This window comes from Bacillus safensis (assembly GCF_039619585.1).
Classification (GTDB): Bacteria; Bacillota; Bacilli; order Bacillales; family Bacillaceae; genus Bacillus; species Bacillus safensis.
The window spans coordinates 1,725,058-1,750,136 of sequence record NZ_CP154909.1 but is presented as its reverse complement, the minus strand read 5'-3'; the positions used below and the strand labels follow the sequence as shown (position 1 = coordinate 1,750,136).

Annotated in this window: 31 protein-coding genes; 9 read left to right on the top strand and 22 right to left on the bottom strand. The window is 40.4% G+C overall.

Annotated features, from left to right (window positions below; translation table 11 throughout):
- Positions 1-2 precede the first annotated feature (2 nt).
- Positions 3-1,970 (bottom strand): DNA topoisomerase IV subunit B, encoded by a 1,968-nt coding sequence (parE, locus tag AAYR28_RS08890; protein ID WP_039178939.1) that lies wholly within the window; start codon positions 1,968-1,970, stop codon positions 3-5.
- A 417-nt stretch (positions 1,971-2,387) separates the two neighbouring features.
- On the bottom strand, positions 2,388-2,801 hold the full coding sequence (locus tag AAYR28_RS08885) for a CoA-binding protein (RefSeq protein ID WP_034283453.1): 414 nt from the start codon (positions 2,799-2,801) through the stop codon (positions 2,388-2,390).
- A 154-nt stretch (positions 2,802-2,955) separates the two neighbouring features.
- Between AAYR28_RS08885 and plsY the strand changes: the two genes are divergently transcribed.
- Together plsY and AAYR28_RS08875 are read left to right on the top strand one after the other, a co-directional pair.
- Positions 2,956-3,537, top strand: coding sequence for a glycerol-3-phosphate 1-O-acyltransferase PlsY (gene plsY, locus AAYR28_RS08880; protein WP_024425146.1), 582 nt, complete (start codon positions 2,956-2,958; stop codon positions 3,535-3,537).
- A 97-nt stretch (positions 3,538-3,634) separates the two neighbouring features.
- The gene (locus AAYR28_RS08875) at positions 3,635-3,922 is read left to right on the top strand and encodes a HesB/YadR/YfhF family protein (protein WP_024425145.1); all 288 of its coding nucleotides are present in this window, start codon (positions 3,635-3,637) and stop codon (positions 3,920-3,922) included.
- Positions 3,923-3,961: 39 nt separating this feature from the next.
- Here AAYR28_RS08875 and AAYR28_RS08870 read toward each other — a convergent pair whose 3' ends face one another.
- From AAYR28_RS08870 to acnA, 7 genes are all read right to left on the bottom strand, one after another.
- Positions 3,962-4,273 (bottom strand): hypothetical protein, encoded by a 312-nt coding sequence (locus AAYR28_RS08870; protein ID WP_101677141.1) that lies wholly within the window; start codon positions 4,271-4,273, stop codon positions 3,962-3,964.
- A gap of 3 nt (positions 4,274-4,276) precedes the next feature.
- Positions 4,277-4,702 (bottom strand): acyl-CoA thioesterase, encoded by a 426-nt coding sequence (locus AAYR28_RS08865; RefSeq protein ID WP_065214407.1) that lies wholly within the window; start codon positions 4,700-4,702, stop codon positions 4,277-4,279.
- Between the two features lie 107 nt (positions 4,703-4,809).
- A complete protein-coding gene (gene tlp, locus AAYR28_RS08860) occupies positions 4,810-5,052 on the bottom strand; it encodes a small acid-soluble spore protein Tlp (RefSeq protein ID WP_024425142.1) in 243 nt (80 codons plus the stop codon).
- A 13-nt stretch (positions 5,053-5,065) separates the two neighbouring features.
- The gene (locus AAYR28_RS08855) at positions 5,066-5,209 is read right to left on the bottom strand and encodes an acid-soluble spore protein N (RefSeq protein ID WP_008357830.1); all 144 of its coding nucleotides are present in this window, start codon (positions 5,207-5,209) and stop codon (positions 5,066-5,068) included.
- Positions 5,210-5,259: 50 nt separating this feature from the next.
- Complete coding sequence (locus AAYR28_RS08850; protein WP_003211002.1) at positions 5,260-5,385, bottom strand: FbpB family small basic protein; 126 nt, start codon at positions 5,383-5,385, stop codon at positions 5,260-5,262.
- A 73-nt stretch (positions 5,386-5,458) separates the two neighbouring features.
- Positions 5,459-5,962, bottom strand: coding sequence for a TlpA family protein disulfide reductase (locus AAYR28_RS08845; RefSeq protein WP_024425141.1), 504 nt, complete (start codon positions 5,960-5,962; stop codon positions 5,459-5,461).
- Positions 5,963-6,028: 66 nt separating this feature from the next.
- The gene (gene acnA, locus AAYR28_RS08840; protein ID WP_120206952.1) at positions 6,029-8,758 is read right to left on the bottom strand and encodes an aconitate hydratase AcnA; all 2,730 of its coding nucleotides are present in this window, start codon (positions 8,756-8,758) and stop codon (positions 6,029-6,031) included.
- A gap of 220 nt (positions 8,759-8,978) precedes the next feature.
- Between acnA and sspO the strand changes: the two genes are divergently transcribed.
- From sspO to AAYR28_RS08820, 4 genes are all read left to right on the top strand, one after another.
- Entirely contained in the window at positions 8,979-9,125 is a 147-nt protein-coding gene (gene sspO / locus AAYR28_RS08835; RefSeq protein ID WP_034283440.1) for a small acid-soluble spore protein O, read from the top strand.
- Positions 9,126-9,141: 16 nt separating this feature from the next.
- Positions 9,142-9,288: a small acid-soluble spore protein P gene (locus tag AAYR28_RS08830; protein WP_003211331.1), complete on the top strand. Its 147-nt coding sequence runs from the start codon at positions 9,142-9,144 to the stop codon at positions 9,286-9,288.
- Positions 9,289-9,390: 102 nt separating this feature from the next.
- Positions 9,391-9,792: an Hsp20/alpha crystallin family protein gene (locus AAYR28_RS08825; protein ID WP_041117524.1), complete on the top strand. Its 402-nt coding sequence runs from the start codon at positions 9,391-9,393 to the stop codon at positions 9,790-9,792.
- Positions 9,793-10,054: 262 nt separating this feature from the next.
- A complete protein-coding gene (locus AAYR28_RS08820) occupies positions 10,055-10,483 on the top strand; it encodes a DUF2621 domain-containing protein (RefSeq protein WP_024427086.1) in 429 nt (142 codons plus the stop codon).
- A 222-nt stretch (positions 10,484-10,705) separates the two neighbouring features.
- On the opposite strand, the gene AAYR28_RS08815 is transcribed toward AAYR28_RS08820, so the two are convergent.
- Both AAYR28_RS08815 and AAYR28_RS08810 read right to left on the bottom strand, forming a co-directional pair.
- Complete coding sequence (locus tag AAYR28_RS08815) at positions 10,706-11,188, bottom strand: CcdC family protein (protein ID WP_024425136.1); 483 nt, start codon at positions 11,186-11,188, stop codon at positions 10,706-10,708.
- A gap of 94 nt (positions 11,189-11,282) precedes the next feature.
- Positions 11,283-11,990 (bottom strand): cytochrome c biogenesis CcdA family protein, encoded by a 708-nt coding sequence (locus AAYR28_RS08810; protein WP_024427084.1) that lies wholly within the window; start codon positions 11,988-11,990, stop codon positions 11,283-11,285.
- 208 nt (positions 11,991-12,198) lie between these two features.
- Here AAYR28_RS08810 and AAYR28_RS08805 point away from each other — a divergent pair, with 208 nt between their 5' ends.
- Complete coding sequence (locus AAYR28_RS08805) at positions 12,199-12,372, top strand: aspartyl-phosphate phosphatase Spo0E family protein (protein ID WP_369810454.1); 174 nt, start codon at positions 12,199-12,201, stop codon at positions 12,370-12,372.
- A gap of 261 nt (positions 12,373-12,633) precedes the next feature.
- Here AAYR28_RS08805 and AAYR28_RS08800 read toward each other — a convergent pair whose 3' ends face one another.
- The 6 genes from AAYR28_RS08800 to yneA all read right to left on the bottom strand — a co-directional run bounded on the left by AAYR28_RS08800 (position 12,634) and on the right by yneA (position 17,049).
- Positions 12,634-12,852 (bottom strand): YneF family protein, encoded by a 219-nt coding sequence (locus AAYR28_RS08800; protein WP_003212379.1) that lies wholly within the window; start codon positions 12,850-12,852, stop codon positions 12,634-12,636.
- A gap of 84 nt (positions 12,853-12,936) precedes the next feature.
- Positions 12,937-13,383, bottom strand: coding sequence for a sporulation inhibitor of replication protein SirA (sirA, locus tag AAYR28_RS08795; RefSeq protein WP_024425134.1), 447 nt, complete (start codon positions 13,381-13,383; stop codon positions 12,937-12,939).
- Between the two features lie 198 nt (positions 13,384-13,581).
- Entirely contained in the window at positions 13,582-15,585 is a 2,004-nt protein-coding gene (gene tkt / locus AAYR28_RS08790) for a transketolase (protein WP_024427083.1), read from the bottom strand.
- Between the two features lie 187 nt (positions 15,586-15,772).
- The gene (locus AAYR28_RS08785; protein WP_024425132.1) at positions 15,773-16,003 is read right to left on the bottom strand and encodes a DUF896 domain-containing protein; all 231 of its coding nucleotides are present in this window, start codon (positions 16,001-16,003) and stop codon (positions 15,773-15,775) included.
- A 69-nt stretch (positions 16,004-16,072) separates the two neighbouring features.
- On the bottom strand, positions 16,073-16,720 hold the full coding sequence (locus AAYR28_RS08780; RefSeq protein ID WP_034283427.1) for a YneB family resolvase-like protein: 648 nt from the start codon (positions 16,718-16,720) through the stop codon (positions 16,073-16,075).
- Positions 16,721-16,737: 17 nt separating this feature from the next.
- Positions 16,738-17,049, bottom strand: coding sequence for a cell division suppressor protein YneA (gene yneA / locus AAYR28_RS08775; RefSeq protein WP_024425130.1), 312 nt, complete (start codon positions 17,047-17,049; stop codon positions 16,738-16,740).
- A 158-nt stretch (positions 17,050-17,207) separates the two neighbouring features.
- Here yneA and lexA point away from each other — a divergent pair, with 158 nt between their 5' ends.
- Positions 17,208-17,828, top strand: a complete 621-nt coding sequence (lexA, locus tag AAYR28_RS08770) for a transcriptional repressor LexA (RefSeq protein ID WP_034283422.1) — start codon at positions 17,208-17,210, stop codon at positions 17,826-17,828.
- 45 nt (positions 17,829-17,873) lie between these two features.
- Here the strand turns inward: lexA and AAYR28_RS08765 are convergent, their stop codons facing one another.
- Entirely contained in the window at positions 17,874-18,317 is a 444-nt protein-coding gene (locus tag AAYR28_RS08765) for a hypothetical protein (RefSeq protein WP_034283419.1), read from the bottom strand.
- A 295-nt stretch (positions 18,318-18,612) separates the two neighbouring features.
- Between AAYR28_RS08765 and AAYR28_RS08760 the strand changes: the two genes are divergently transcribed.
- Entirely contained in the window at positions 18,613-19,155 is a 543-nt protein-coding gene (locus AAYR28_RS08760) for an IseA DL-endopeptidase inhibitor family protein (RefSeq protein ID WP_024425127.1), read from the top strand.
- Between the two features lie 32 nt (positions 19,156-19,187).
- Here AAYR28_RS08760 and AAYR28_RS08755 read toward each other — a convergent pair whose 3' ends face one another.
- The 4 genes from AAYR28_RS08755 to AAYR28_RS08740 form a co-directional block, all read right to left on the bottom strand.
- Positions 19,188-20,036: an STAS domain-containing protein gene (locus AAYR28_RS08755; RefSeq protein WP_342496180.1), complete on the bottom strand. Its 849-nt coding sequence runs from the start codon at positions 20,034-20,036 to the stop codon at positions 19,188-19,190.
- A 145-nt stretch (positions 20,037-20,181) separates the two neighbouring features.
- Entirely contained in the window at positions 20,182-20,562 is a 381-nt protein-coding gene (locus AAYR28_RS08750) for a NucA/NucB deoxyribonuclease domain-containing protein (protein ID WP_345808985.1), read from the bottom strand.
- Positions 20,563-20,820: 258 nt separating this feature from the next.
- Entirely contained in the window at positions 20,821-21,729 is a 909-nt protein-coding gene (locus AAYR28_RS08745; RefSeq protein ID WP_024425124.1) for a trypsin-like serine peptidase, read from the bottom strand.
- 193 nt (positions 21,730-21,922) lie between these two features.
- Complete coding sequence (locus AAYR28_RS08740) at positions 21,923-25,066, bottom strand: bifunctional cytochrome P450/NADPH--P450 reductase (protein ID WP_345808974.1); 3,144 nt, start codon at positions 25,064-25,066, stop codon at positions 21,923-21,925.
- Between the last annotated feature and the right edge of the window lie 13 nt (positions 25,067-25,079).

Sequence of the window (25,079 nt, the reverse complement as noted above, 5' to 3'; positions counted from 1 at the left end):
GTTTAAACCTCCTCAGCTAGCGACAAGTTTTCATTTTCAAGAATGTTGCTTTCCTCATCAAGTCCAAAGGCGACATTCTTTTCAATCCATTTACGGCGTGGTTCTACTTTGTCACCCATTAGAGTTGTGACGCGGCGTTCCACACGTGCAGCATCATCAATTTTGACCCTGACAAGTGTTCTCGATTCTGGATTCATTGTCGTTTCCCATAGCTGGTCGGCATTCATTTCACCTAACCCTTTGTAGCGCTGAATCGTGTACCCTTTTCCAACTTTCTTCAGTACGTCATCCATTTCTTCATCAGACCATGCGTACTCAATAATCTCTTTTTTTCCTGAGCCTTTGCTAACTTTATATAAAGGCGGGAGTGCAATAAACACTTTGCCATGCTCAATCAGCGGCTTCATATAGCGGTAGAAGAATGTTAAGAGAAGCACTTGAATATGCGCTCCATCCGTATCCGCATCTGTCATGATCACAATTTTGTCATAATTGATGTCTTCTACATTAAAGTCGACTCCAACGCCTCCACCAATTGCATGAATAATGGTGTTGATTTCTTCGTTTTTGAAAATATCAGCAAGCTTTGCTTTTTCTGTATTGATGACCTTTCCGCGCAGCGGCAGCACCGCCTGGAATTTACGGTCGCGCCCCTGTTTTGCTGACCCGCCCGCAGAGTCACCCTCTACTAGATATAGTTCGTTTCTTGCTGGGTTTCTAGATTGAGCAGGTGTTAATTTTCCGCTCAGTGTTGCTTCAGACTTTTTCCGTTTCTTGCCGCTCCTTGCTTCTTCACGGGCTTTTCTAGCAGCCTCTCTTGCCTGCTGCGCTTTAATCGCTTTTTTCACAAGAAGAGTGGCTGTTTCCCGGTTTTCTTCAAGGAAATACGCAAGCTTTTCAGAAATAACAGCATCAACAGCTGAGCGTGCCTCACTTGTCCCAAGCTTTCCTTTTGTCTGTCCTTCAAATTGAAGCAGCTCTTCAGGAATTCTGACAGAAATAATAGCAGACAGTCCCTCACGAATGTCAGTGCCTTCTAAATTTTTGTCTTTTTCCTTTAAAAGGGCCACTTTACGTGCATATTCGTTAAAGGCTCTCGTCATGGCCGTTTTGGCACCAGACTCATGTGTACCGCCATCTTTTGTTCTGACGTTATTAACGAAGGAAAGGATATTTTCCGAATAGCCATCATTAAATTGAAAAGCAAAATCTACTTCAATGGACTGATGCTCTCCTTCAAATGAGACGACTTCACTCAGAACATCTTTTTCTTCATTTAAATAAGCAACAAAGGCTTCAATGCCTGTCTCATAATAAAACGTTTCTTGTACATCATGCCGTTCATCGATCAACTCTATTTTTAACCCTTTTAATAAAAAGGCAGATTCTCTTAAACGCTCTGATAATGTATCGAAATTATAGGTCGTAACACTGAACATGGTAGGGTCAGGCTTAAAATGAATCAGTGTTCCCGTTTTTTTCGATTTTCCGACTTTTTCAAGTGATGTGACTGGTTTACCGCCGTTTTCAAAGCGCTGATGATAAATAAATCCGTCACGTTCAATTGTGACAGTGAGCCATTCTGACAGCGCGTTCACAACAGATGCCCCAACTCCGTGAAGGCCACCACTTGTTTTATATCCGCCTTGACCAAATTTTCCGCCTGCGTGCAGGACCGTTAAAATGATCTCAGGTGTCGGTTTTCCAAGCTTATGCATACCAGTAGGCATTCCACGCCCTTTATCTTGGACGGAAATGCTGTTATCTTTATGTATTTTGACAATGATATGATCTCCATGGCCAGCGAGCACTTCATCAACAGAGTTGTCTACAATCTCATAGACAAGGTGATGAAGACCGCGCGAATCCGTAGATCCAATATACATCCCTGGACGTTTACGGACCGCTTCAAGCCCCTCTAGCACCTGAATAGAATCATCGTTATAATCTACTTGCTGCTTTTTAACCAAATGCTTAATCCCCTTTCACTAACAAACATAACCGGCTAATCATCAAATGATCTCTCTAGATTTTAATGATGATCATGCTGCTCATTACTGTCCACTTTAATAAGCTGCATCATCATCATGCATGTGTCATTCACCAATACATGCTCTTTTGCACAGCTATGAGAATCATTCTACATTCTGCAATCAGAACTAGAAGTCCATTATAAACAAGACTGTTTCATAAGCCAAATGCAATCATATGATGGTTTTAGCAAAACAGAACAAATGTTCTATATTTATCTTATCGCTCTTTTTCTCGATATGCAAGGCCGCCGATATGTCCCTGTCGCCTTATTTTATCGCTTTCTTTCAGAATCGCAAATATATTTCTTCAACAAAAAAGCAAAAATCCTTGAAAAACCAAGGATTTTTGACGATTTAATGAGTTTTTGTCATCGCATGAGCCACCTTGATACATAAATCCATGATGGCGACCTTGCCATTTTCCTCAATCAGCCTTTTCGCTTCTTCGTGATATATGCCTTGCTGCGCCCAAAAAACAGGTGCGTCTATTTCGAGAAACTCTTCTGCCACCTCTGGTAAAAACTCTGAACGTCTGAAAACATTGACGATATCAACAGGCTCTTTTATGTCTTTTAAAGAAGCGACTGCTTTCACACCGAGAGCTTCATCGATCGTTGGATTCACTGGAATGATCTCATACCCGGCATCCTGCATCGCTTTAGACACCATATAAGACGTCCGGTGCGGCTGATCTGATAAACCAACAACAGCAATTCGTTTACTGCTCTTTAATATACGGCCAATTTCTTCTTTCGTAGGATTGTTCATCCAAACACTCCTTTTCCTCTATTTTAGCGAATTTCTGCTTAAAAACAAAGCTGAATCCATCTGCTTTCGATTTTTTCAAAAAAAGTTCCCCATGTTTTTCACAAGATCATGTTAAAATGTAAGACAAGAGGGAGAATATAAAGGAGTTATGCAGATGTTAATTGCTTTGATGTTTATTTTGGCTTATCTTCTCGGCAGTATTCCATCCGGTCTCATTGTCGGGAAAGCTGCAAAGGGAATCGATATCCGTGAACATGGCAGCGGAAACCTAGGTGCGACGAATGCATTTCGTACACTTGGCGTAAAAGCAGGGTCTATTGTGATTACTGCTGATATCCTAAAAGGGACGCTTGCTTCAGCTCTACCGTTTTTCATGCAGCTGGACATCCATCCCTTATTAGCAGGAGTTGCTGCTGTTATCGGTCACAGCTTTCCTGTCTTTGCAAAATTTAAAGGGGGAAAGGCAGTCGCTACATCAGGCGGTGTGCTGCTATTTTATGCCCCATTCCTATTTATCACGATGATCGCTGCTTTTTTCTTATTTTTATACATTAGTAAATATGTTTCACTATCATCTATGCTGACCGGGATCTATACATTCATTTACAGCATATTCACCAAAGACCTTTTCTTAATCATTGTTGTTGCCGTTCTTGCTGGCTTTGTGATCTACAGACACATCGCCAACCTCAAACGAATTCTCAACAAAACTGAACCGAAAATCAAATGGCTCTAGCCGTTTCATCCATTTAAATATGTGGTAAAAGTAAAGAAAAGCTGTTTTTGCATCCTGCATTTTAAAAACAGCATGACTTCAAAAAGGGGCGATCACATTGAAATTAACGATAAAAGAAGATGCACTCAATTGGTACAAGGATGAATTAGATTTAGAAAAAGGTGATCAAGTTCGCTTTTTTGTGAGATATGGCGGGTGCAGTAATGTACAAAAAGGCTTTTCTCTAGGCGTCGCAAAAGATGAACCTCAAAATGCCGGCGCAACCGCTGAAATAGAAGGTATTACTTTCTTTATTGAGGAAAGTGATATTTGGTACTTTGACAACCATGATCTGCATATTGATTATAACGAGTCCGTGAAAGAACCAGAATTTCATTATGAATAAACAAAAAAGATACCTCATCCCTCGGGTATCTTTTTTGTTTTACACTTCAATATACAGCCCAAACTCCTGAATGTTCCCTAAAGATCGTTCCTTTTGCAGAATTCTTTTTTGCGGCTCACCGATCAAGTCAAAATGAGGAAACCCTTCGCGGTCATGAATCCATTCTTTTTTTAGTCCATGTCTTTCTCCCCACTCAACTAACCGCTTCATATCCTGACAGGCTGCTTTTGTGACAGTATTGGCATTTGGAAAACGGTCATCAAGCCAGTAGTGTGTTAAAAAAGCAACTTTTCCTTGCTGGACAGCTGATTTCCAAGCGTTTAAATCGCTTCGTTTAATACCAAAAGCCATAAATTAAACCTGCTTCTTCTTCGACTGTTCATATACTTTATGCCAGGCAGGAAAGGCTTTTCTAAATTGAATAGGTCTAAAGGTGTCTTTATCCACACATATATGTGAGGTTGTCCCTGTAATCGCTGTTTGTCCATCAGGTTTTTGAATTTCATAGCCATACACCGTTTTGACACCATTATATTCTTCAATCCATGTATGAACGGTTGCTGTTTCACCGTACAGCAATGGTTTTTTATATTGAACCTGCAAGTCTATCACAGGTGCAAGAGCGCCGTCTGCTTCTAGCTGTGCATAGGAAAACCCTAATTCTTTAATCAATGCTGTTCTGCCGACTTCCATCCAAATTAAATAATTGGCATGATACACGATGCCCATTTGATCTGTTTCTGCATAACGGACTTCTATTTCTTTTTTGGATACATACACGTTTTCATCGCTCTCCTATCAAAACCTAAGGTCTGTCTCTGCCATTTTACCACATTCCAAATGGTTCTTCTAAAAAGAGGCAATAAAATAAACCAGGAATCCCTGGTTTATTCGGTATAGCCATTCTTTCTTGCCGCTTCTTCGTCCTTGATCTCAGAACGCATCGCGTCAATACTCATTTTGCGGTTTTCGTTTTTTTGTTTGATCATTTGCTTTTCTGTCTCTGTTGAAACGGACATCGCTGCTTCAGATTCATCAATATTGTCAAGAGTGTTCTCGATCATATCTTGCAGCTTTTCAACATTATCAGAACGATCATCTGGATTGGATTGATAGGACTTGTCATTCATCATGATTCCCTCCTTATTCGCCCTTCGTCTGTATCACATCAGGCTGTTCATTTGATTTATTATGCATCTTTTTACCTTTATTCCGTTTGTATGCTACAGGTTTTGTCCCTAAATGGTCTGGTGTAAACTGCGCTTGTTTATCATGCTCTCTACCCATTATCATCCCTCCCTCTTCTTTAGGATGAACGAAAACGGATAATTCATAACTTATTTCTGTCTAAATCGCTCTTCCAACTTTTCTTCAAGCTGGTTTAAAAATTCCTCATTGCTTAATAATTCTTTTTTATTTTCAAGCACAAGCTCTTCAAATGTGCGTCGTTTTCTTCTTCTCATTCCACTCACCTCCATATATGTATGATTACATTTTCGCCAAAACATTTAGAAAATAAGCAAAAGAGCTGAATCATTATAGATCCAGCTCTTTTTCAATTTCTTTTTTTGTCAGCATTTGATGCTTCACAGACATGATGCGTCCTTTTTCGTCTAATATGTATGTCGTTGGGTATGAGAGCACCTGATATCTTGCTTGAATGCCTTTTTGGTCCAATAAAACAGGAAAGCTCACCTTTAATTCTTTTGTGAATGCTGCCACATGATCCACACTCTTTTCAGTGGTCGTTAAATTCACCGCTAGTACTTCAACTTGGTCATTTTCGCTCCTAATCGCGTCTAAATCCGGCATTTCCGTCCTGCACGGCTTACACCATGTCGCCCAAAAATTGACGAGCACCTTTTTCCCTCGGTAATCAGATAACGAGGCGGTTTTGCCGTCAAGGGTTTTCAGTTCAAAATCAGGGGCCTGATCGCCTTTTTCAAGACCGATTGCGGGCTCTTTTGGCCCAAATAAATTCCACGCAAGTAAACCAATCAACACAAGTAAAACAGCGCTTGCCATTCCTTTTTTCCACATGATTGATCCTCCACTATTTTAAAAAAGAAGAGAAAGCTGTTGGATCGCCTTCTCTTCTTTGCTGTATTAGTTGCTTGCCAATTTTTCGCGAAGTACCATTTGAAGGATACCGCCATGACGATAGTAGTCAATTTCGACTTCACTGTCAAAGCGAACCACCACTTCAAACGTTTTCTCGTTTCCATCTGTGTCAATTGCTTTCACAGTGACGAGATCACGTGGACGAACTGTTTCGTCAACATGAACTTCAAATGTTTCTGTTCCTGTTAGACCATGAGTTTCTGCACTTTCTCCGTCTTTAAACTGCAAAGGAAGTACGCCCATGAAGACAAGGTTACTTCTGTGGATACGCTCAAAGCTTTCAGCTAGAACAAATTTAATTCCAAGAAGGTTTGTTCCTTTTGCTGCCCAGTCACGTGAAGAACCCATTCCGTAGTCTTTACCTGCTAAAATCGCAAGACCTGTTCCATCCTCTTTATAACGCATGCATGCATCATAAATCGATGTCACTTCACCAGTTGGCCAGTAAGTTGTATAACCGCCTTCTGTTCCTGGTGCAATTTGGTTCTTAATACGGATGTTTGCAAAAGTCCCTCTCATCATGACATGGTGGTTACCACGGCGGGATCCATATGAGTTAAAGTCTCTAGGCGATACGCCTCTTTCTTGCAAGTATTTGCCCGCCGGTGTGTCCTTACCAATCGCTCCAGCAGGAGAAATATGGTCAGTTGTGACAGAGTCACCGAACTTCGCAACGACGCGCAAGCCTTTAAGCGGTTCAACTTTACCAGGTTCAACTGATAAGTTTTCAAAGAATGGCGGGTTATCAATGTATGTGGAATTTTCATCCCATTTGTACAATGCATCATCCGTCGTTTTAATTTCATTCCATCGTTCATTGTTGTCAAAAACAGTTTCATACTCTGAACGGAATAGCTCAGGTGTGACAGTGCTTTTAACGACGCTGTTGATTTCGTCCATTGATGGCCAAATGTCATTGAAATAAACGTTCTCGCCATTTTTATCGACACCGATAGGATCTTTTGTTAAATCAATATTCACCGTACCAGCAAGTGCATAAGCCACAACTAATGGTGGAGATGCAAGGTAGTTCCCTTTCACGAGCGGATGGATACGACCTTCAAAGTTACGGTTACCTGATAAAACAGAAGTGATCAGCAGATCATTTTCAGAAACTGCATCTTCAATTTCTTTCTCAAGCGGTCCTGAGTTTCCGATACATGTTGTACAGCCATATCCAACAATGTTAAATCCGAGGTCTCTTAAATATGGAAGAAGTCCCGAATTCACAAGGTAGCCTGTTACAACTTTAGAACCCGGTGCTAGTGACGTTTTGACGTAGTTTGGCACTTTCATACCGAGCTCACTTGCTTTCTTCGCAACAAGACCTGCTCCGATTAACACGTATGGATTCGATGTATTTGTACAGCTCGTAATCGCTGCAATGGCAATCGCACCTGTCTTCATCACAGCTTTTTCACCGTTTGCAAGATCAAATTCGATTTGTTTATCAAGCTCTGATTTATCTAAGCCAAAACCTTGGTTACCAGCTGGGCTTTCGATGTGTTGATGGAACGTTTCTTTCATTTGAGAAAGTGGAATCAAATCTTGTGGACGTTTTGGTCCAGATAAGTTTGACTCAATTTTAGAAAGATCAATTTCCACAACATCAGTAAAAATTGGCTCTTCTGCATCTGGCGTATAGAATAAGCCATTTGCGCGAGAATATTCTTCAACGATATTAATTTGCTCTTCATCACGTCCAGTAAGGCGAAGGTAAGCAAGGGCTTCTTCATCTACTGGGAAGAATCCGCAAGTAGCACCGTATTCTGGCGCCATGTTCGCAATCGTTGCACGATCTGCTAATGGCAATTGTGCAACACCAGGTCCGAAGAACTCAACGAACTTGTTCACTACGCCTTTTTCACGAAGGACTTGTGTGACTTTTAATGCAAGGTCAGTTGCAGTTGTTCCGTTTGGAAGCTCTCCAACTAATTTAGCACCAATCACTTCTGGTACTGGGAAGTATGAAGGCTGACCAAGCATACCAGCTTCCGCTTCGATACCGCCAACGCCCCATCCAAGTACACCGATACCGTTAATCATCGTTGTATGAGAGTCAGTTCCAACTAATGTATCTGGGTAAGTGATGATCTCGCCATCTTCTTCAATCGCATGAACAACACTTGCAAGATACTCTAAGTTCACTTGGTGAACAATTCCTGTTGCAGGCGGAACAGCTTGGTAGTTATTAAACGCTTTCTTTGCCCAGCTAAGGAAGTTATAACGCTCTGCGTTACGTTCGAATTCTAAGTCCATGTTAATGTTTAATGCATCTTCAGTTCCAGCTTTATCAACTTGTACTGAGTGGTCAATCACAAGGTCAACTGGAATTTCAGGGTTGATTTTATCCGGATCCCCGCCTACATCTGCCATTGCTTTTCTTAAAGAAGCAAGGTCAACGACTGCTGGTACACCCGTGAAGTCTTGTAAAATAACTCGAGAAGGTTTAAATGGAACATCAATTTCTTTTACCTCGGCAGTTCCCCATTTTGCCAAGTTTTCAACGTGTTCCTTCTTGATCACTCTACCGTCTACTTGCCGAAGCACTGATTCTAAAAGTACCTTAATGGAATAAGGCAGCTTAGAAACATTTCCAATTCCTTGTTTCTCTAGTGCTTCTAACGAATAATAGTGATACGTTTTCCCATTTGTCGAAAACGTTTTTCTAGATTGAAAAGCGTCTTGTTTAGCGACTTGCTGCTGTTTCGACATGTCCAAAATCCCCCTTTTGATGATCAAGATCAATTTCAATTCTCAGAAAAATCGTCGTATTTCACCACAATTTTCTCACAATTTCATCTTAAAACAAATTCATACATAAGTAAATAACAATGCTTTTATTAAATTCAATAAGTTTAACTTATCATTAGGAAATGATTACTCTTCATAAACGAAGCGGGGCGGGCTCATACTACAAATGAGGTGATAAAACATGACAAAACGCAAAGCGAATCATGTCATTAATGGCATGAACGCAGCCAAAAGCCAGGGTAATGGCGCAGGCTATACGGAAGATGATCAGCTCGTTTTAACAGAAGAACAAAGGCAAAACAATAAAAAACGTAAAAAGAATCAATAAGAAGGAGCCAAACATCATGACGAATAAAAACACAGGGAAAGACATCCGTCAAAACTCTCCTAAGGAGCATCAAGGCGGTCAGCCTGAGCCGTTATCAGGCAGTAAAAAAGTGAAAAACCGCAACCATACAAGACAAAAGCACAATTCTCATCATGATATGTAATGATCCCCCTCTCATCCCGTGACCACACGGGATGTTTTAGGTCTTTCACACATTTCTATTTTCATCATATGATTTATTATGAGATGTGATGGAGGAGTGTTTATGGAGAATGAAAAGCAATCGAATTCCTCTGATTTTATTGAAATAGATGATTGGCTCAATGTTTTAATGGATGATCCATTTGCCTGGTATGATGAACACCTCCCAATTGATCTTTATGAAACAAGCCGTGATTATATTATCGAAATCGATGTCTCCACCTTATCGATCACTGATGTAAAGCTGACCTTCGCTGGACATGAGCTAACGTTGACTTACACAGTACAACATGCAAATGGTGAAGGCGAACAGCCAATTGAAAAAAGCGTGATGCTCCCTTTTTATTTAAACGACAAAGACATTGAAACAGATTATGAAAACCGAGTCATATCGATCAAAATTAAAAAATGTTCCGACCATCCAAACGGTGCATTTTCCTTTCAAATCCCGCACTTCAAACATTAAGAGCCCACCTTTATATAGGTGGGCTCTCTTCCCGTTCGTTTCAAGTCAATACCTTTTGCGAACCACCATGGCCAAATAGTAGAGTCGCTATATGATAATGTATTCTTTTTCTATTAATTGGTTTGGGTCATTCTAGTAAATGGGCGGCTATCAATGAAAAAGGGCATTTATAGAGATCATAGACATACATTTTTGTTATTTTCTTCTATCCTCTCTTCATGTAATATAAAATAGAGAGATAAGGGGTATAAGGAGTGAGAACATGTTAAGCGGCTGGTTTTTGTGGTTCATTTTATTTTGGGGTACAGTGATGATCGGATTACTCGCAATCGGTGGCTTTTTTATGTTTCGCAAGTTTTTAAAACGATTGCCAAAGGAAGATGGGAAATCAGAGCTTGATTGGCAGGATGAATATATTCAAAAGAGCCTTCACCTATGGCGGGATGAGGACAAACAGCTGTTAAATGAACTCGTATTACCTGTTCCAGAGCTGTTTAGAGATGTTGCCAAAGAAAAAATTGCAGGTAAAATCGGTGAGCTGGCATTAAAAGAACAGGCTGCCAGCATTAATTTAGACTTAATCATTCGCGGCTACATTATGGCCACACCAAAGCGGGATCATAAGTTTTTACTGAAGCGCCTTCAAGAAAAAAACATTGATCACTCGCCATATGAATCGTTATTAAAATAACCTCCTTTTATAAAGGAGGTTTCAGCGTTTAGACAAACCCTCGCATTCTTTGTCAGTCCTGCGCGCTGGTGCTCACGAATGTTAAATTCGCTCCGCGCCAGTGCTCGTCCTTCCTAGACTTCAAAGGTTTTCAATAACGCTGAATAGAAGACAAAGGGCTAAAATAAAAGATCATTTTAGCCCTTTGTCAACAATATGTAACCTCCTTTATTAAAAGGAGGTTTAATTCATTTGAATCTGCTGCGGATCTAATTGTTTAGACAGCTTTCTAAACGATAAATACATGGCAACCCGCCAAGGCACGATCATGCCAAAGGCAAGAATCCAAAACATCCCGCTTAATGAACCATAATCAATAGAAGAACTCAAGATGGTCTTCATCCCGATACGAAGGACAAGAAGTCCAATGAGAATGAACACAAATGCTTTTGACCGTTTTAAGTAGATGTCATTACCTCTAATTTCAAACTTCGATGTTTTGATTAAAAATATGGAGAAAAACATCCCCACTGTGATCGCTTCTAGAAATTCAGCTCCAGTTACCCGAAACATAGGAACAAAAAACATCAATGCACCAGTGCTCATGAAAATAGGAGGTAAGATAATTTTTTTCGCAGTTGCAGGTTTTGCAGATGACTTAATGCGAATAAACATGACGGCCACCGCCATACATACCGCAATTATAGAAGAGATCAAGATCATCATATCAAATCATTCCTTTATTCTTTAAGGTCAGCCTATGTATAATATACTCCAATTGACGAAAAAAAACCATTCGCCGCGACTGTAGAAAACGATTTCAAAAGCCTGTAAAGCCGCCAAACAATGATGAGAACATGATGATAATCCATGTCAGAAGATCAAAGAACAGCAAAATCCCTACCACAATCATAATGATTCCGCCAATTCGCATGATGAGCTGCTGACGTTTTCTGATCCACGCCATTTTCGTAATGAAAAAGGAGAGAATAAAAAACGGGACGGCAAATCCAAAAACATACGCAATCATATACATAACCGCCGACTCAGGATGGTTACTCGCCAGTGTGATAACAGCGGATAAAATAGGTCCAGTACAAGGTGTCCATCCAGCGGCAAAGCCCATACCGATGAGAATGGATCCAAAAAAACCAGCAGGACGATTTTTGAACTGGATTCTCTTTTCGCCCATGAGAAAAGAGGGCTTGAATACACCAAGAGTCATAAAACCAAAGAAAATAATGAGGATGGCTCCAATTTGACGAATCGCTTGATGATAATCATTAAAAAACTTCCCGACAAACGATGTCCCAAAGCCAATCGCAATAAATATAATAGAGAACCCAACTAAAAAGAATAAAGTATGAAGCAGACTTCTTCTTCTCAGCATCACCTTCTCGGATTTCACTTCATCTATACTAACGCCCGTAATATACGATAAAAATGCTGGATAAAGCGGCAGACAGCACGGTGAAATAAAAGAAAGAAATCCTGCTCCAAATGCTAAAAAGTAATTCAAATCTGTCAAAAGAACACCCCCTTCTTACAATATACAATAAGAGATGACAAAATCATTTCATTTTTTTTACATCACCTCAATAAAGATGGTCTATTCTCTTAAAACCTTATATAATTTAATTTGACATCAAGATAATGAATCCTTTAAATTTGAAAATAAACCTTAAAATGGATATAATAGAATCGATTCTTTTTATCAAGATTTGCATGAAAGGAACATGACTTTGGTAAAAACATCATTATTAACTCAAATCGAAGAAAAAAGAGAAGAGCTGATGAAAGTTGTCTTGCATAATGGGATGACATCAACAGTGACCATCGAACATAGCCAGCAGCTAGATCATCTCCTCTTACAATATCAACGACACTTACACTCAAACTCAGCCAACTAATCATACTTCATGATATCAAACATGCCGCACCATTTTTAGAACAGTTGATATGTGTGACCATAAACGAAACAAAAACCTCTAACATAGGGGTTTTTTGTTTTTTACATACTCTTGACGCCATAATAAAAACCACCTTCCCTGCTTCATTCATGCAAGTACAGTGGTTTTAAGCGTCTGATGAAGGTGAATTGAATAAAGAAAGGACAATGCTTGTCCATTCTTTAAAACCATGTTCCATCTATGATCATAATATCGTACGTATTATTTCGCTTGGTTGTTCATGGCTTTCATCATTTGATTGATTTTCTTCTGGGACGGTTTCATGCCCATTTGCATCATCATCATTCGAAGCATTTGTTCATTAATCGGTGGATTCTTTTTCAAATAGCTCATCATATACTTACGAGCAATAAAGAATCCGAGTGCAACTCCTGCAAGCAGTGCAACAACGCCTACAAGGATGACAACCCATAAATCCATAATTCTTCCTCCTTCATGTTGTCTCGTATAAAGTGTACTAAACAAAAGGCTATTATACAACATTTCACGTTCAATTTTATTTTTTTAAACAAAATTCCTCACTTTTACTGGATTGAGCCATCCGTGTTTCTTTGAACTAAAGTCCATCGCAAGAAAACAAGGGCTGATTTTTCTCAGCACTTCAAAAAACACCGCTTCTGCCTCATAACTGCCAGTGGCAGACATTTGAATATACCGGTCTTTAATAATAAATGCTGCAGTTCCTTTTCCATCTGGTAAGGAAGCGCTGTAAATCGAGCCTATTTGTGTATAGTGAATGTTCGTTAAGTTATTCATTAGACGCTGGTGCATATGAAAAGCAGGGATTCGTTTCGTCACATAATCCACTTGCTTCACAAGCATTACAAGTTCATCGTCAGTGCGGTTCGTCCAATGTAACGACTCAAACAAATGAAACAAAATCGATTCTCTGCCAAAATAGTGATGCGCAAATTCATCCTCAATCCAATAAATATAATAATGACGTTCCATGTCTATCCCTTCCTTTCACATTTCGTCAATCTCGTTTATTGCTTGTATTATACAAAAATGTGAAAGAAAGAATTGTCTATATATGAAGCAAGAAGAAACTAGTTTTGTCAAAAAAACAAGAAAAAAGATAAAAGTTTGCAGAGCGGATGAAAATGCTCTGCAAACAGATAGCAAAAAAGCATGATGCTTGGAGTTCGTTTATTTATTCAGCTTCGCTTTCACACGGCTGACTACATTGCTGACAGTAAAGCCGTATTTCTCGATAATGGTTTCTCCTGGTGCAGAAGCGCCAAATTTATCAATTGCAATCACGTCACCATCAAGCCCCGTGTAACGCTCCCAGCCAAGTGAAGCACCCATTTCAATTGCAATACGTGCACGTACTGCTTTAGGAAGAACGGATTCTTTGTATTCGTCTGACTGCTGATCGAAGCGATCCCATGCAGGAAGGCTGACAACAGACGCGCGGATACCTTCTTTTTCAAGTGCCTTTTGTGCTTCAATGGCTAAACCAACCTCAGATCCTGAAGCGAGTAGAAGTGCTTCCGGCTGTGCATCAGCTGCTTCAACCACAACGTATCCACCTTTTTCTACTCCCTCATATGCCTTCTCTGGTGCCTGGTCAATTGTTGGAAGGTTTTGACGAGTAAGAACTAGTGCTGTCGGTTTATCCGTTGAAGATACAGCTAGTTTCCACGCTGCAGCTGTTTCATTTCCATCTGCTGGGCGGATAACGGAAAGATTAGGCATCGCACGCAGTGAAGCAAGCTGTTCAACCGGTTCATGCGTTGGACCATCTTCACCAACAGCGATACTATCATGAGTAAAGACGTAAGTGACTGGAAGTCCCATTAAGGCAGCAAGACGAATCGCTGGTCTTAAGTAATCTGAGAAAACAAAGAACGTTCCGCCGAATACACGAAGACCGCCGTGAAGTGCCATACCATTGAGCGCTGCACCCATTGCAAATTCTCTGACCCCGAACCAAATGTTTTTGCCGGCATAATTATTTTTCCCGAAATCATCTGTGTTTTTAATCGTTGTTTTATTTGATCCAGCAAGGTCAGCAGACCCGCCAATAAAGAAAGGTACTTGCTTTGCAATGCCATTTAACACTTCACCTGAAGATGCGCGGGAAGCAAGGCTTGAACCTGCTTCATAAACAGGAATTTCTTGATCCCAATTCTCAGGAAGCTTTCCTTCAATCGCAAGCTTCAGCTGTGCTGCCAGCTCTGGATATTCTTTTTCGTATTGCGCAAACAATTCATTCCACGCTGCTTCTTTTTTCTGTCCAGCGTCTTTGACAGCTTCTTTGAAATGATCGTACACTTCAGAAGGTACATGGAAATCTTCTTCAAACGTCCAAGAGTAAGCTTCCTTCGTCAGCTTTGCTTCCTCGCTGCCAAGCGGTGCACCATGCACACCAGACGTTCCCGCACGGTTTGGAGATCCGAAACCGATCGTTGTTTTCACTTCGATTAATGTAGGTCTGTCTGTGCTTTGCTTCGCCTTTTCAATAGCAGCTGTTACTTCTTCGATGTTGTTGCCGTCTTTCACGTAAAGAACTTCCCAGTTCATCGCTTCAAAACGATTCTTCACATTTTCAGAGAATGAACGATCTAAATCGCCATCTAAAGAAATGTCATTTGAATCGTAAAGAACGATTAAACGGCCTAAGCCTAAATGACCAGCAAGTGAAGCTGCTTCAGAGGAAATTCCCTCCATTAAGTCTCCATCTCCACAAATGCTGTATGTATAGTGGTCTACAACATGAAAGTTGTCTTTGTTATACGTTTCCGCAAGATGTCTTTCTGCAAGTGCCATTCCTACTGCCATAGCAATTCCCTGGCCTAAAGGACCCGTTGTCGCGTCTACGCCTTCTGTGTGTCCAAATTCAGGATGTCCAGGTGTTTTGCTTCCCCATTGGCGGAATTGTTTTAAATCTTCAATGCTCAGATTGTATCCGCTTAAATGAAGCATGCTGTATAGAAGCATAGAACCATGGCCCGCAGATAAAACAAAGCGGTCTCTGTTAAACCAATTTGGATTTTGCGGACTTACGTTTAAGTGATTCGTCCATAAAGCGTATGCCATTGGTGCAGCACCCATCGGCATTCCTGGGTGACCGGAATTCGCTTTTTCAATTGCGTCTATGGAGAGAGTACGTATTGTTGCAATAGATTTCAATTCAATCGTTTCCATATAAATCCCCTTCCGTATCTTGTGTACACCATTATCATAAATCTACTGTCCTTTTTTCACAACTATTTCACGCTGAAAAAGAAGGATTTTGTCACATTTAGTTTATCGATCACCTAAAAAGTTATGCAAATATGAAAAAAGACGAGAATATTCTTCCCATCTTTTCAAAATTCAAGAAATCACAGCCTTAATGAAGGTTCTGATCTTTTTCTCTTTTTAATTTTTCTGGTGTGACATCGTTTCCTTCAGGGTCAACGATTTTGACAGTTTTAAGTGTATTTTTCATAGAAGAACGAAAAGCTTTTAAATACTCTTCTCTCAACTGCTTTTGTTCTGTTTTTTCAGCGTCTGATAAACCGGTTTCTTTCGACTTTTTTGAAAGCTCATTTATTCTTGCAAGCTGTTCTTTAGAAATCATGACAAACTCCTTTAAAGCATTTTCTCTACATACTACTAAATATCAATCATTTTGACAACAAATCACGCTTTAGGTGGTAAGGCCTTTTTCATATTCTTGATACCTTCTATGCACTGTTGCTTTTGAAATGTCAAAACCTAATGCCTGAAGAGTTGCGGCAATTTCGGCGAACGTCATGTTATTTTTTCTTAATCGAACAATTTCTGAAATAGGCACTTCAATACGCTCACGGCCAGGTGCATGGTCCTGCTGCCTTAAATTTAGTTCAGGCTGATATCCGCGCTCAACAGCCCTTTTCATCCCCCGCTTGATTTTCAGGTTATGAATTTTCCGTTGGTACTCTTCGACGACTCCTACAATCTCGATGACCATTTCATCTGCTTCTGAAAGCTCAAGCTCTCCTCTATGAAACACGCTGTATACCTTTACGTTCTCTTTAAATAGACAATGAAGAAGCGCAATTTTAGCTTGTCCTCTTCCAAGACGTGTTTCATCTTGGATAAGAACGGCATCGATCGACTCTTCCTTCAGTGCAGCAAGCATTTCAAACACGCCATCACGATCTAGCTCATATCCACTTGCTTTTTCTTTGATGACTTTGACCACATTCATCTTGTGCATGGCAGCTAAAGCCAGCAGTTCTTCTTCTTGTCTTTTCAGCGAGGTTTCCTGCTCTTCTTTCACAGTGCTTACTCTCGCATAAATGATTGCGTTCATGTCTTCAATCGACCTTTCTACTGTACTGTTGCAAGCTGATATACGACTGGATGCTCTTTTTTCACGGGTATGACAAGAATGTCTCCAGGCTGGATTTCTGTTGAAGCAAGATCATTGTGTTCTGTTACCCAGTCAATAAATGCATTTTTGTCGATTGATTTGCTGTCATTTACTTGATCAGCTAATCCCCAAAGAGTATCTCCTGATTGAACCTCTATTTTAACATATTGATTTGAATCATTATGGCTTGTGACTGCAATAAGTGAGAGAAATATGCCAACGATGAATGAGAATACCCCAATAAAAATAATAGATTCTTTTAACCTCATAATGTCATCTCTCCTAATAGAATGTGTGTTCGCTCTTTCTGTCTCTCATTATAAATACGAACAAACGTTTCTGTCAAACGTTTTTTCGAACCTATGTTTGTACTGTTAGGAAAAACATGCTATAATTTCTTTAAAATTGACGTTTTGAGGTGCAAAAGATGACGAAGCTATCAAAAAGACAACTCGATATCCTGAAATTCATCAAAGATGAAGTAAAAAGCAAGGGTTATCCCCCATCCGTCCGTGAAATTGGAGAAGCTGTCGGTCTAGCATCCAGTTCAACGGTCCATGGACATTTAGCTAGACTGGAAACAAAGGGCTTAATAAGAAGAGACCCGACAAAACCTAGAGCGATCGAAGTACTAGATGAAGAGGAAATGAATATTCCAAAGAGTGCTGTAATGAACGTTCCAGTCATCGGAAAAGTAACCGCCGGCCTTCCTATCACAGCTGTTGAGAATGTAGAAGAATACTTCCCTCTACCAGAGACTTTTGCAGCACCAGACGAACAAGTGTTTATGCTTGAAATTATGGGAGAAAGTATGATTGATGCAGGTATTTTGGACAAGGACTATGTCATTGTGCGTCAGCAAAGCACCGCTAACAATGGAGATATTGTGGTCGCCATGACAGAGGAAGATGAAGCGACAGTGAAACGTTTCTATAAAGAAAATACACACTTTAGATTACAGCCAGAGAATCCATCTATGGAACCGATTATTTTACAGAATGTGAGTATACTAGGTAAAGTGATTGGCGTATTTCGAAATATTCATTAAAAAAAGCCGGTATTTCATCAGCTGCTGATGAGAACCGGCTTTTTCTTATGCACAGGAATATGCAAGAATACTTGAACTTGGGAAGGAGCCAAAAGTAAAGTTCGGCCATATAAAGCCAGTTGTTCTGCCAAATGGCTGTGAGGAAAGGACAAACATTAAAAATACTTGACCGTTTCTCAAAAGCACAATCGTCCATCTTCTATTACAGCCCGCTGCAAAATGAACAGCTTGATGGCCTCCTGCACTTTGCGCAGATATAAGCGACTGCATACTTTGAGGCTGAGAGAGTGCTTGCTGATACTGCGAAATGATATGCTGCGGCGGAGCTGGCGGTGCCGATTGCCCGCCTGACCCTTGACCTGGCCAAGTACCTCCTCCAATCGGAAACCCAGGAAAACCTCCAATTTGAGGAATAGAAATCGATGGCAATCCCTGCATCTGCCTATCATATGAGTAACCATTCCACATATCTTCATACGGTTGATACATACGAAACACCACTTTCTTTAGACTTTCATCACGACAGTATATGTCATAAATAAAAAAGAGTGTTAAACGTCTAAATAGAAATTTTTCCAAAAGACGTTTCGTTCTTCTTTAGAACGGTTAAATAATGATTAAGAAGAAAAATAAAAAAAATGAAAACTTTTTGTCTCCCTCAAACGTTATATAATTAGAAACAAAAGAAATAAAAAACATTTAGATTTAATACTTGTAATATCACTGTAATTATTGTAACATTTGTAACATAAGAAGTTTTCATTGAGAAAAGGAGGCAATCGCCTTGAAAAAATTATTTGTTTTATTAACTGCTATTATGCTTATGATCTCATTACAAACAACAACATTGGCCGCTTCCAAGAAATCAGCCGCTTTGACAAATAAAGAAGCGTTACATATTGCCCTTGATGCAAGAGAACATTTTTGGAGTGCAATGTCAGGCTACAAAATTAAAGACCATTCTAATGTCAAATTAAAATCATTTACCTATAAAGATATGACGTACAACTATCTTTCTAAAACATTTGATACAAAGAAAAAATTAAACAGCTACCTATCTCAAGTTTTCACTCCAGATGCCATCAAACATGGTTTAAAAGATTATCAGTTCATTGTTCATAAAGGCAAAATGGCTGTTCCAGTCGGTGATGGAGACAACATGCTCAATTGGGAAAAAGCCACACCTAAACTTGTTTCTAAAAAACAAACGGTCCGCACATATGAATTTACTGTCCCAACACTTGATGGACGCAAAGTAAAACGAACTGTTACGTACGAAAAAGTACAAAAAAATTGGAAAGTCACACAAATTGACGCTGTCATCTAAATAAAAAACCAGGCCTTTCATCGGCCTGGTTTTTATATTGAAGAAAATTCAGTCATTCGGTCCAGCGCGTGAGCAAGTGATGATGCCGTGCGAAATTCATTAAAAGGAAGCCCAAGCTGCACTGCTGTTTGGGCAATTTCTGGTCTAATCCCTGAAATGGTCGTCTCTACTCCAATTAACCGAAGTGACGTGACAAGATCAAAGATTTGATGAGCCACCATTGTATCAATCATGACGACACCCGATAGATCAATACATAAATGCTGAACACCTTTTTGCGAGCACTGATTTAGCGTATTTTCTAAAATAATCTTGGCTCTCGCTGTGTCAATGTCACCTACTAATGGCAATAACGCAATCTGGCTTTTTAGGACAATTACCGGCGAGCTCAATTCATAAATCATATCTCTTTGAGCCACGAGTTTTTCGGTTGTATTTTTCACATATTGCTGGATAAACACATGGATTGAAATATTAAACGCTTCGGAAATTAAATCATACCAATAAAAGATGCGCTCAATATCAATTTCATCTTGACGCTGTTTGATAAATTCTTTTAAGTAATGCAGAACCACTCTTTGATTGGACATGTATTCTCTCACGACATAATCTAATGGTGTATTTAAATGCTTTGGGTCACTGGCTAAATCCTCAGACCATTTTTTAAATTCAGTATGTAAATACGTCTTATCTTCAATAATAGCTCGTATAAAATGCTGGTAATAATCTTGATTCTGCCGTTTTAGCTCAGCTATGATGCTGGAATCTGTTGAACGATATATGGATTCTGGATCATCGTCCTCAATTGATTCATACCATGTTTCAGTCAGCTTCTCTGCATGCTGCATAAAAAAATCGTATAATGCACGGTTCTTATCCATAAGCAAATGTCCCTTCACATTTTCTTCTTGTCAGTCTTTGTACCTTATAGATTGATTGTACCACTGAATCTTTTGACCCTGCTAGCTCGAATAGGCTCTGATGATAAACAAAAGAGCTCCCCACTCAAGGGAGACTCTTTCCGATTTATTTCACAATGAATAATATTCTTTTCCCATCAGGAAACCCGCTGATTTGATGCCCGACCCATGAGCCTGCCCCCCTATTATCAGATGGACTGACATATTGAACTCTTGCGCCTTTTCCTCCCTCAAGACAAACCGCCATTGGCCATTCATCCCGGTCAAAGCCAGGTTTTGTCGGAATTCCTTTTAATGATTCTTGCCTGCGGGCATCTGCTCCATTTCGGTCAATGGTACACACATCTGAATGCCCTTTTCGAATGGCTTCTTGAATATGACTGCCTGTTTCAGGGTACCTTTCCTTTGGAAATTGAACGACATGATCATATCGATCAGCCCCTTTTGCTGCCTGCTTCTCTCCAAATCCGCCAAACAACGTGCCCATCCATATCACAAAACATAAGGCGACAGCAGCGATCCAGCCTCTTTTCATCTTCAAAAGCGTGTGACCTCCTCATCCATCTTCAGCATCATCTTGACTTAAAGGAAATGTGTCATTTTAATGTATGAGTGGTGCGCAGATGACATGAGAAAAAAATGATGAGGCTCTCAATCTCAAATCTCTCAGGTTAGAAATATGAATCCTATCAAATCGATTCATACAAAAAAGCTTGTCCCCTATGAAGGAAACAAGCTCTATTTTTTATTGCGCTTTCGCATAGTTTATAAACTCAACAAAGGCAGCTGTCGCTTTCGGCCCGCCATTTATCGTTCCGTTTGAATACCCAGCGTTATGAACTCCAACGATTTGCTGGTTCTGATCCAGCATGGCAGAACCTGAATTTCCGCTGAATGTATCAATCGTATAGTATGCTAGATTCGTATCTTCTCTCGTCACAGGACCCGACATCTCCCATTGTGACACCTTGCCAGTCGATCTCATTTTATCACCAGGATATCCTGAGATTTTAATGGTTGTCCCAGTCAAGTTTGTCACCTGACGGATGGATCGGTAGCCGACCGTATTGCCAATGTTCGTATCGGTTTTAATCACGGCAAAGTCATATTGGCTTGCACCAGTATTAATATACCCGCTTGGCACATAGAACTCAGTCATTTTTGCTGAACCGTTCACCGCAGTACTATCATTCATACCAGGATATACAGTCCCTTTCTCACTATAGCTTCTCGATGCCGTATTGTACACACAGTGTCCGTTTGTCAAAATTTTGTTAGGAGCAATGAGTGTTCCCGTACAGCTTGAGCCGCCAAATGTAATATAAGCAATCGAATTGTATGGTGCCACTCTTGTATTTGCTACTTTGGTTCTACCATCGTCTCCAATGACGACTTTCGTTTGAAAATCTTTTAAATATTTTGATAGTGGTTTTACTTTTTCGCCAACAGTAGAAGAAAGATCATCCACTTTGTCAAAGGATGAGGGGGCTTTCGTATCATTGTGGAAATCACTTGAAGAAATCACTTTACCATCAGAAGTCACCATGTCATAATCAGACGTTAGTACTGAATCCGATGCGGCATGGGCAAAACTAGGCACACTTAAAGCACCAAAAACGAGAAGAGAAGGGAGTAACATTTTCACCTTTTTCATCATATTCCTCCTTTATGTCCTATATCAAAAATCATACGATTGTTTCATATTGGAGTAAATGAGAGAATATTCTTATTTTTTACAAAATATTTCATTTCCAAATTAGGTGTTTTGTAACTTCCCAACCTTCATTCTATCGATCTCTTTCTATGAGAATAGAAAAAACCGCCTAATAGGCGGTCTTTCCTCTTTGTCAGCTCCACACATCTTTTACATATCTATTGTCATTTGCGAGGGTTGTCAGCCAATTTTCAGCTGTTTCTCTCGAGCATTGTTTCTCGTTTTGATAAAGATCGATCAGTGTAGCCTCTACATCTGGGGCCATAACTTTTCCGTCTCCGCACACGTACAGATAAGCACCTTGATCAAGCAATTCGATCAGCATGCCGCCGTCTTCTTTCAACAAATGCTGAACATATACTTTTTGCTCATCGTAACGAGAATAAGCACGATGGATATGGACAATGCCGTTTTGCGCTGCAAGCTTCATTTCATCAAAATATAGATCATCTTCCTGAGGGTGACGGCAGCCAAAATATAGGTGGGCTTCGCCTAGCTGCTTCCCTTCCTTCTGCCACACTTCTCTTGCCTGAACAAATCCTCTAAATGGAGCGATTCCTGTACCTGGTCCAATCATAATCATCGGTATGTCTGATGAAGGGGGCAGCTGGAATCCGTCTTGGGCTTCATGCAGGAAGCAGGCTACTTCTTCCCCTTCTTTCAGACCACATAAATAGGTTGATGCGACTCCGGCATATTCTCCGCTGCCGCTCCATGCTTTACCTTTGACAACTGCCACTGTGATACTGACTTTTTCTTCATCTACCTTTGGCGAGCTTGAGATCGAATAATAACGCGGCTTTAAAGCTGGTAAAAGCGCCAAAAAGTGTACAAATGGCAGCTCACATGCTTCATATTGATCTAATAAATCCAGCATGGTTACTCGTTTCTTTAAGATGGCTTCTTGATATGCTTCACCAGCCATTTGTTCAAGTTCCACGCGGTGAGGCGGACATACCGTATGTGCTGCAAGCTCTCTTAGCTGTGTACGTGTCGCAGGCTCTTGAAGCTCAACATGCGAGGCAAGTAATTCTTTGATTGGAATCGGCTTATCTAATGGTAAATGACTTGCCTCTTTATCAGATGAAAGCTTAATGTGCTGCTCTGGATCTAGTTTAAAGCGGCGGGTCACACGCTCAACGAGTGCATCACTATTTTTCGGCACAATCCCGATATGATCCCCTTCTTTGTATGCTTTTCCAGCAGGCAATTTCAGTTCAATATGCCTTGTCTGACGCGTGCTTGTTTCTGATTGTAATTCTTCATTTCTCAATACAACAGCTGAAAAGGCATCATATATTTTAGCTACAGGACGCTCCACTAGCTCATTCGTATAAGAAACTGATAGGTTTGGTTTTTCCTTCCCCTTTTCTTGGAAGGTGAGCTTAAATTCTTTTGCAAGTTGTTCGAAGACTGTTTTCTGGAAGATTTCTTTATCCTCATCCATATCACCGCCTGCATCCCCTTCTCCTAAATCAGCTACACGTTTGGCTCCTTTTCTTTCTAGAGCTTCATCAATTAGACGGGGGATCCGCTGGTACGTACTCGCCCAATTTCGATCTCCGCATCCAAAGACAGCAAATGTCACGTTTGATAAATCCTGCTCTTCATCCTGCGCCAGCCAATCCACAAATTGCTTCGCATTGTCAGGCGGATGTCCGTTGTATGAAGCGGTCACGATGAAGACAGCACCTGTGTCTGGCAATTGGCGTGTAAAGTCATCAAGCGGCGCAGTGGTTACATCGAACCCTTTTGCTTTCCCGTCTTCAGCCAGTTCGTTCGCTATTTGCTTTGCTGTGCCAAGATTTGATCCGTACAAAACTAGCAGCGGTGTACCGTGACTCGCCACTTTTGACTCACTAGAATTGGTGTTTTTCTTCGGTTCTTCCTTCGGTGGTGCCATAAAGAATTGCTGCTTCCTTGGCCGCACTTTGATTTTAAAATCGTTAGGTTTAATTGTGAGAGATTCTTTTAAATCTAGCTCATAAGATGTGTGATCAATTAACTCTAAATTGTGCAGAACCATCGCGAGAACCATCGTAGCTTCATGCAGGGCGAACTGCATACCGATACATGCACGCTGGCCATTTCCGAACGGTTTATAGGCATGCTGCGGAATTTTCTCAGGGTGCATAAACCGCTCTGGTTTAAAGTCTTCTGCATCCTCTCCCCATACCGCTTGATCACGGTGTAGTTTAGGGAGCAGAACAGAGACACTTTGATTCTTTTGAATCGGATATTTCCCCCCGATTACTGTGTCCTCTTTCGCATAAAGAGAGAACGTAGGCGCTGTTGGCCAGAGGCGGAGAGCTTCATTTAACACCATACGAGTGTAGCTTAGCTTTTGCACCTGTTTAAATGCCGGAAGCCCGCCCTGCAGCACCTCATCTGCTTCCTGGACGGCTTTCTTTAATTTCTCTGGATTCTTCAGTAAGAAATAAATCGCAAATGATAGCAGCCCGCTTGTTGTTTCGTGGCCTGCAATTAAGAAGGTGATGATTTGATAACGGATATTTTCATCGGATAAACGTTCACCTGTTTCAGGGTCCTCTGCATGCAGCATAAGAGACAGTAAATCATCGCCCGTTTTATCTTGTTTTCTTCGTTCCTGAATAATGTCATCTACTAATTTCTTCATAAAATCGACATGCTGTTCAAATTCTTTTCTTCTTTTGATCATCAGTTTATCTGCAATTGGCAATCGGCTCGACTGCTCCATTGCTTCATTTAAACCTTTCAGCATGCTGTCGATGAACGGATGCTGATTTTCTTTATAAAAGCTGTTAAAGCGAAAATCAAAACCGCAAAGGCCGATTGTATCTAAAGTCAGCTTTGTCATATCCTCAGCTACTTCAATTTCTTCATCGCGGCCTGTTCTTTGCCATTTTTGCACAAGCTGTGTGGCAATATCGAGCATCATTTCATGATAGCCCTTCATGGCCTGCTGGCTGAATGCAGGCATCAAAATTTGATGAGCCTTTCTCCAGTTCGGTTCTTCTGTCCAGCTTGTAAATAGTCCATCCCCTGAAAATGCTCTAACTTTACTCAGACTAGTCCCAATATATTTATCAAAACGGCTCTCGTCACATACTTCTTTGACAAGTTCATGGCTGGAAACAAAAATACTTGTTGCATTTGAAAATTCAAACTGAAAGATCGGTCCTAATTCATCTGCCAGCCGCCAAAAGGTTTGAGAAAGCTCTCCTTTTTTTATATGGGGAATATTTTTAAAAGGTCCGTATGTTTTTGGTTTTGGAATGATTGATGGTTGCTTCATATGCCCACTCCCT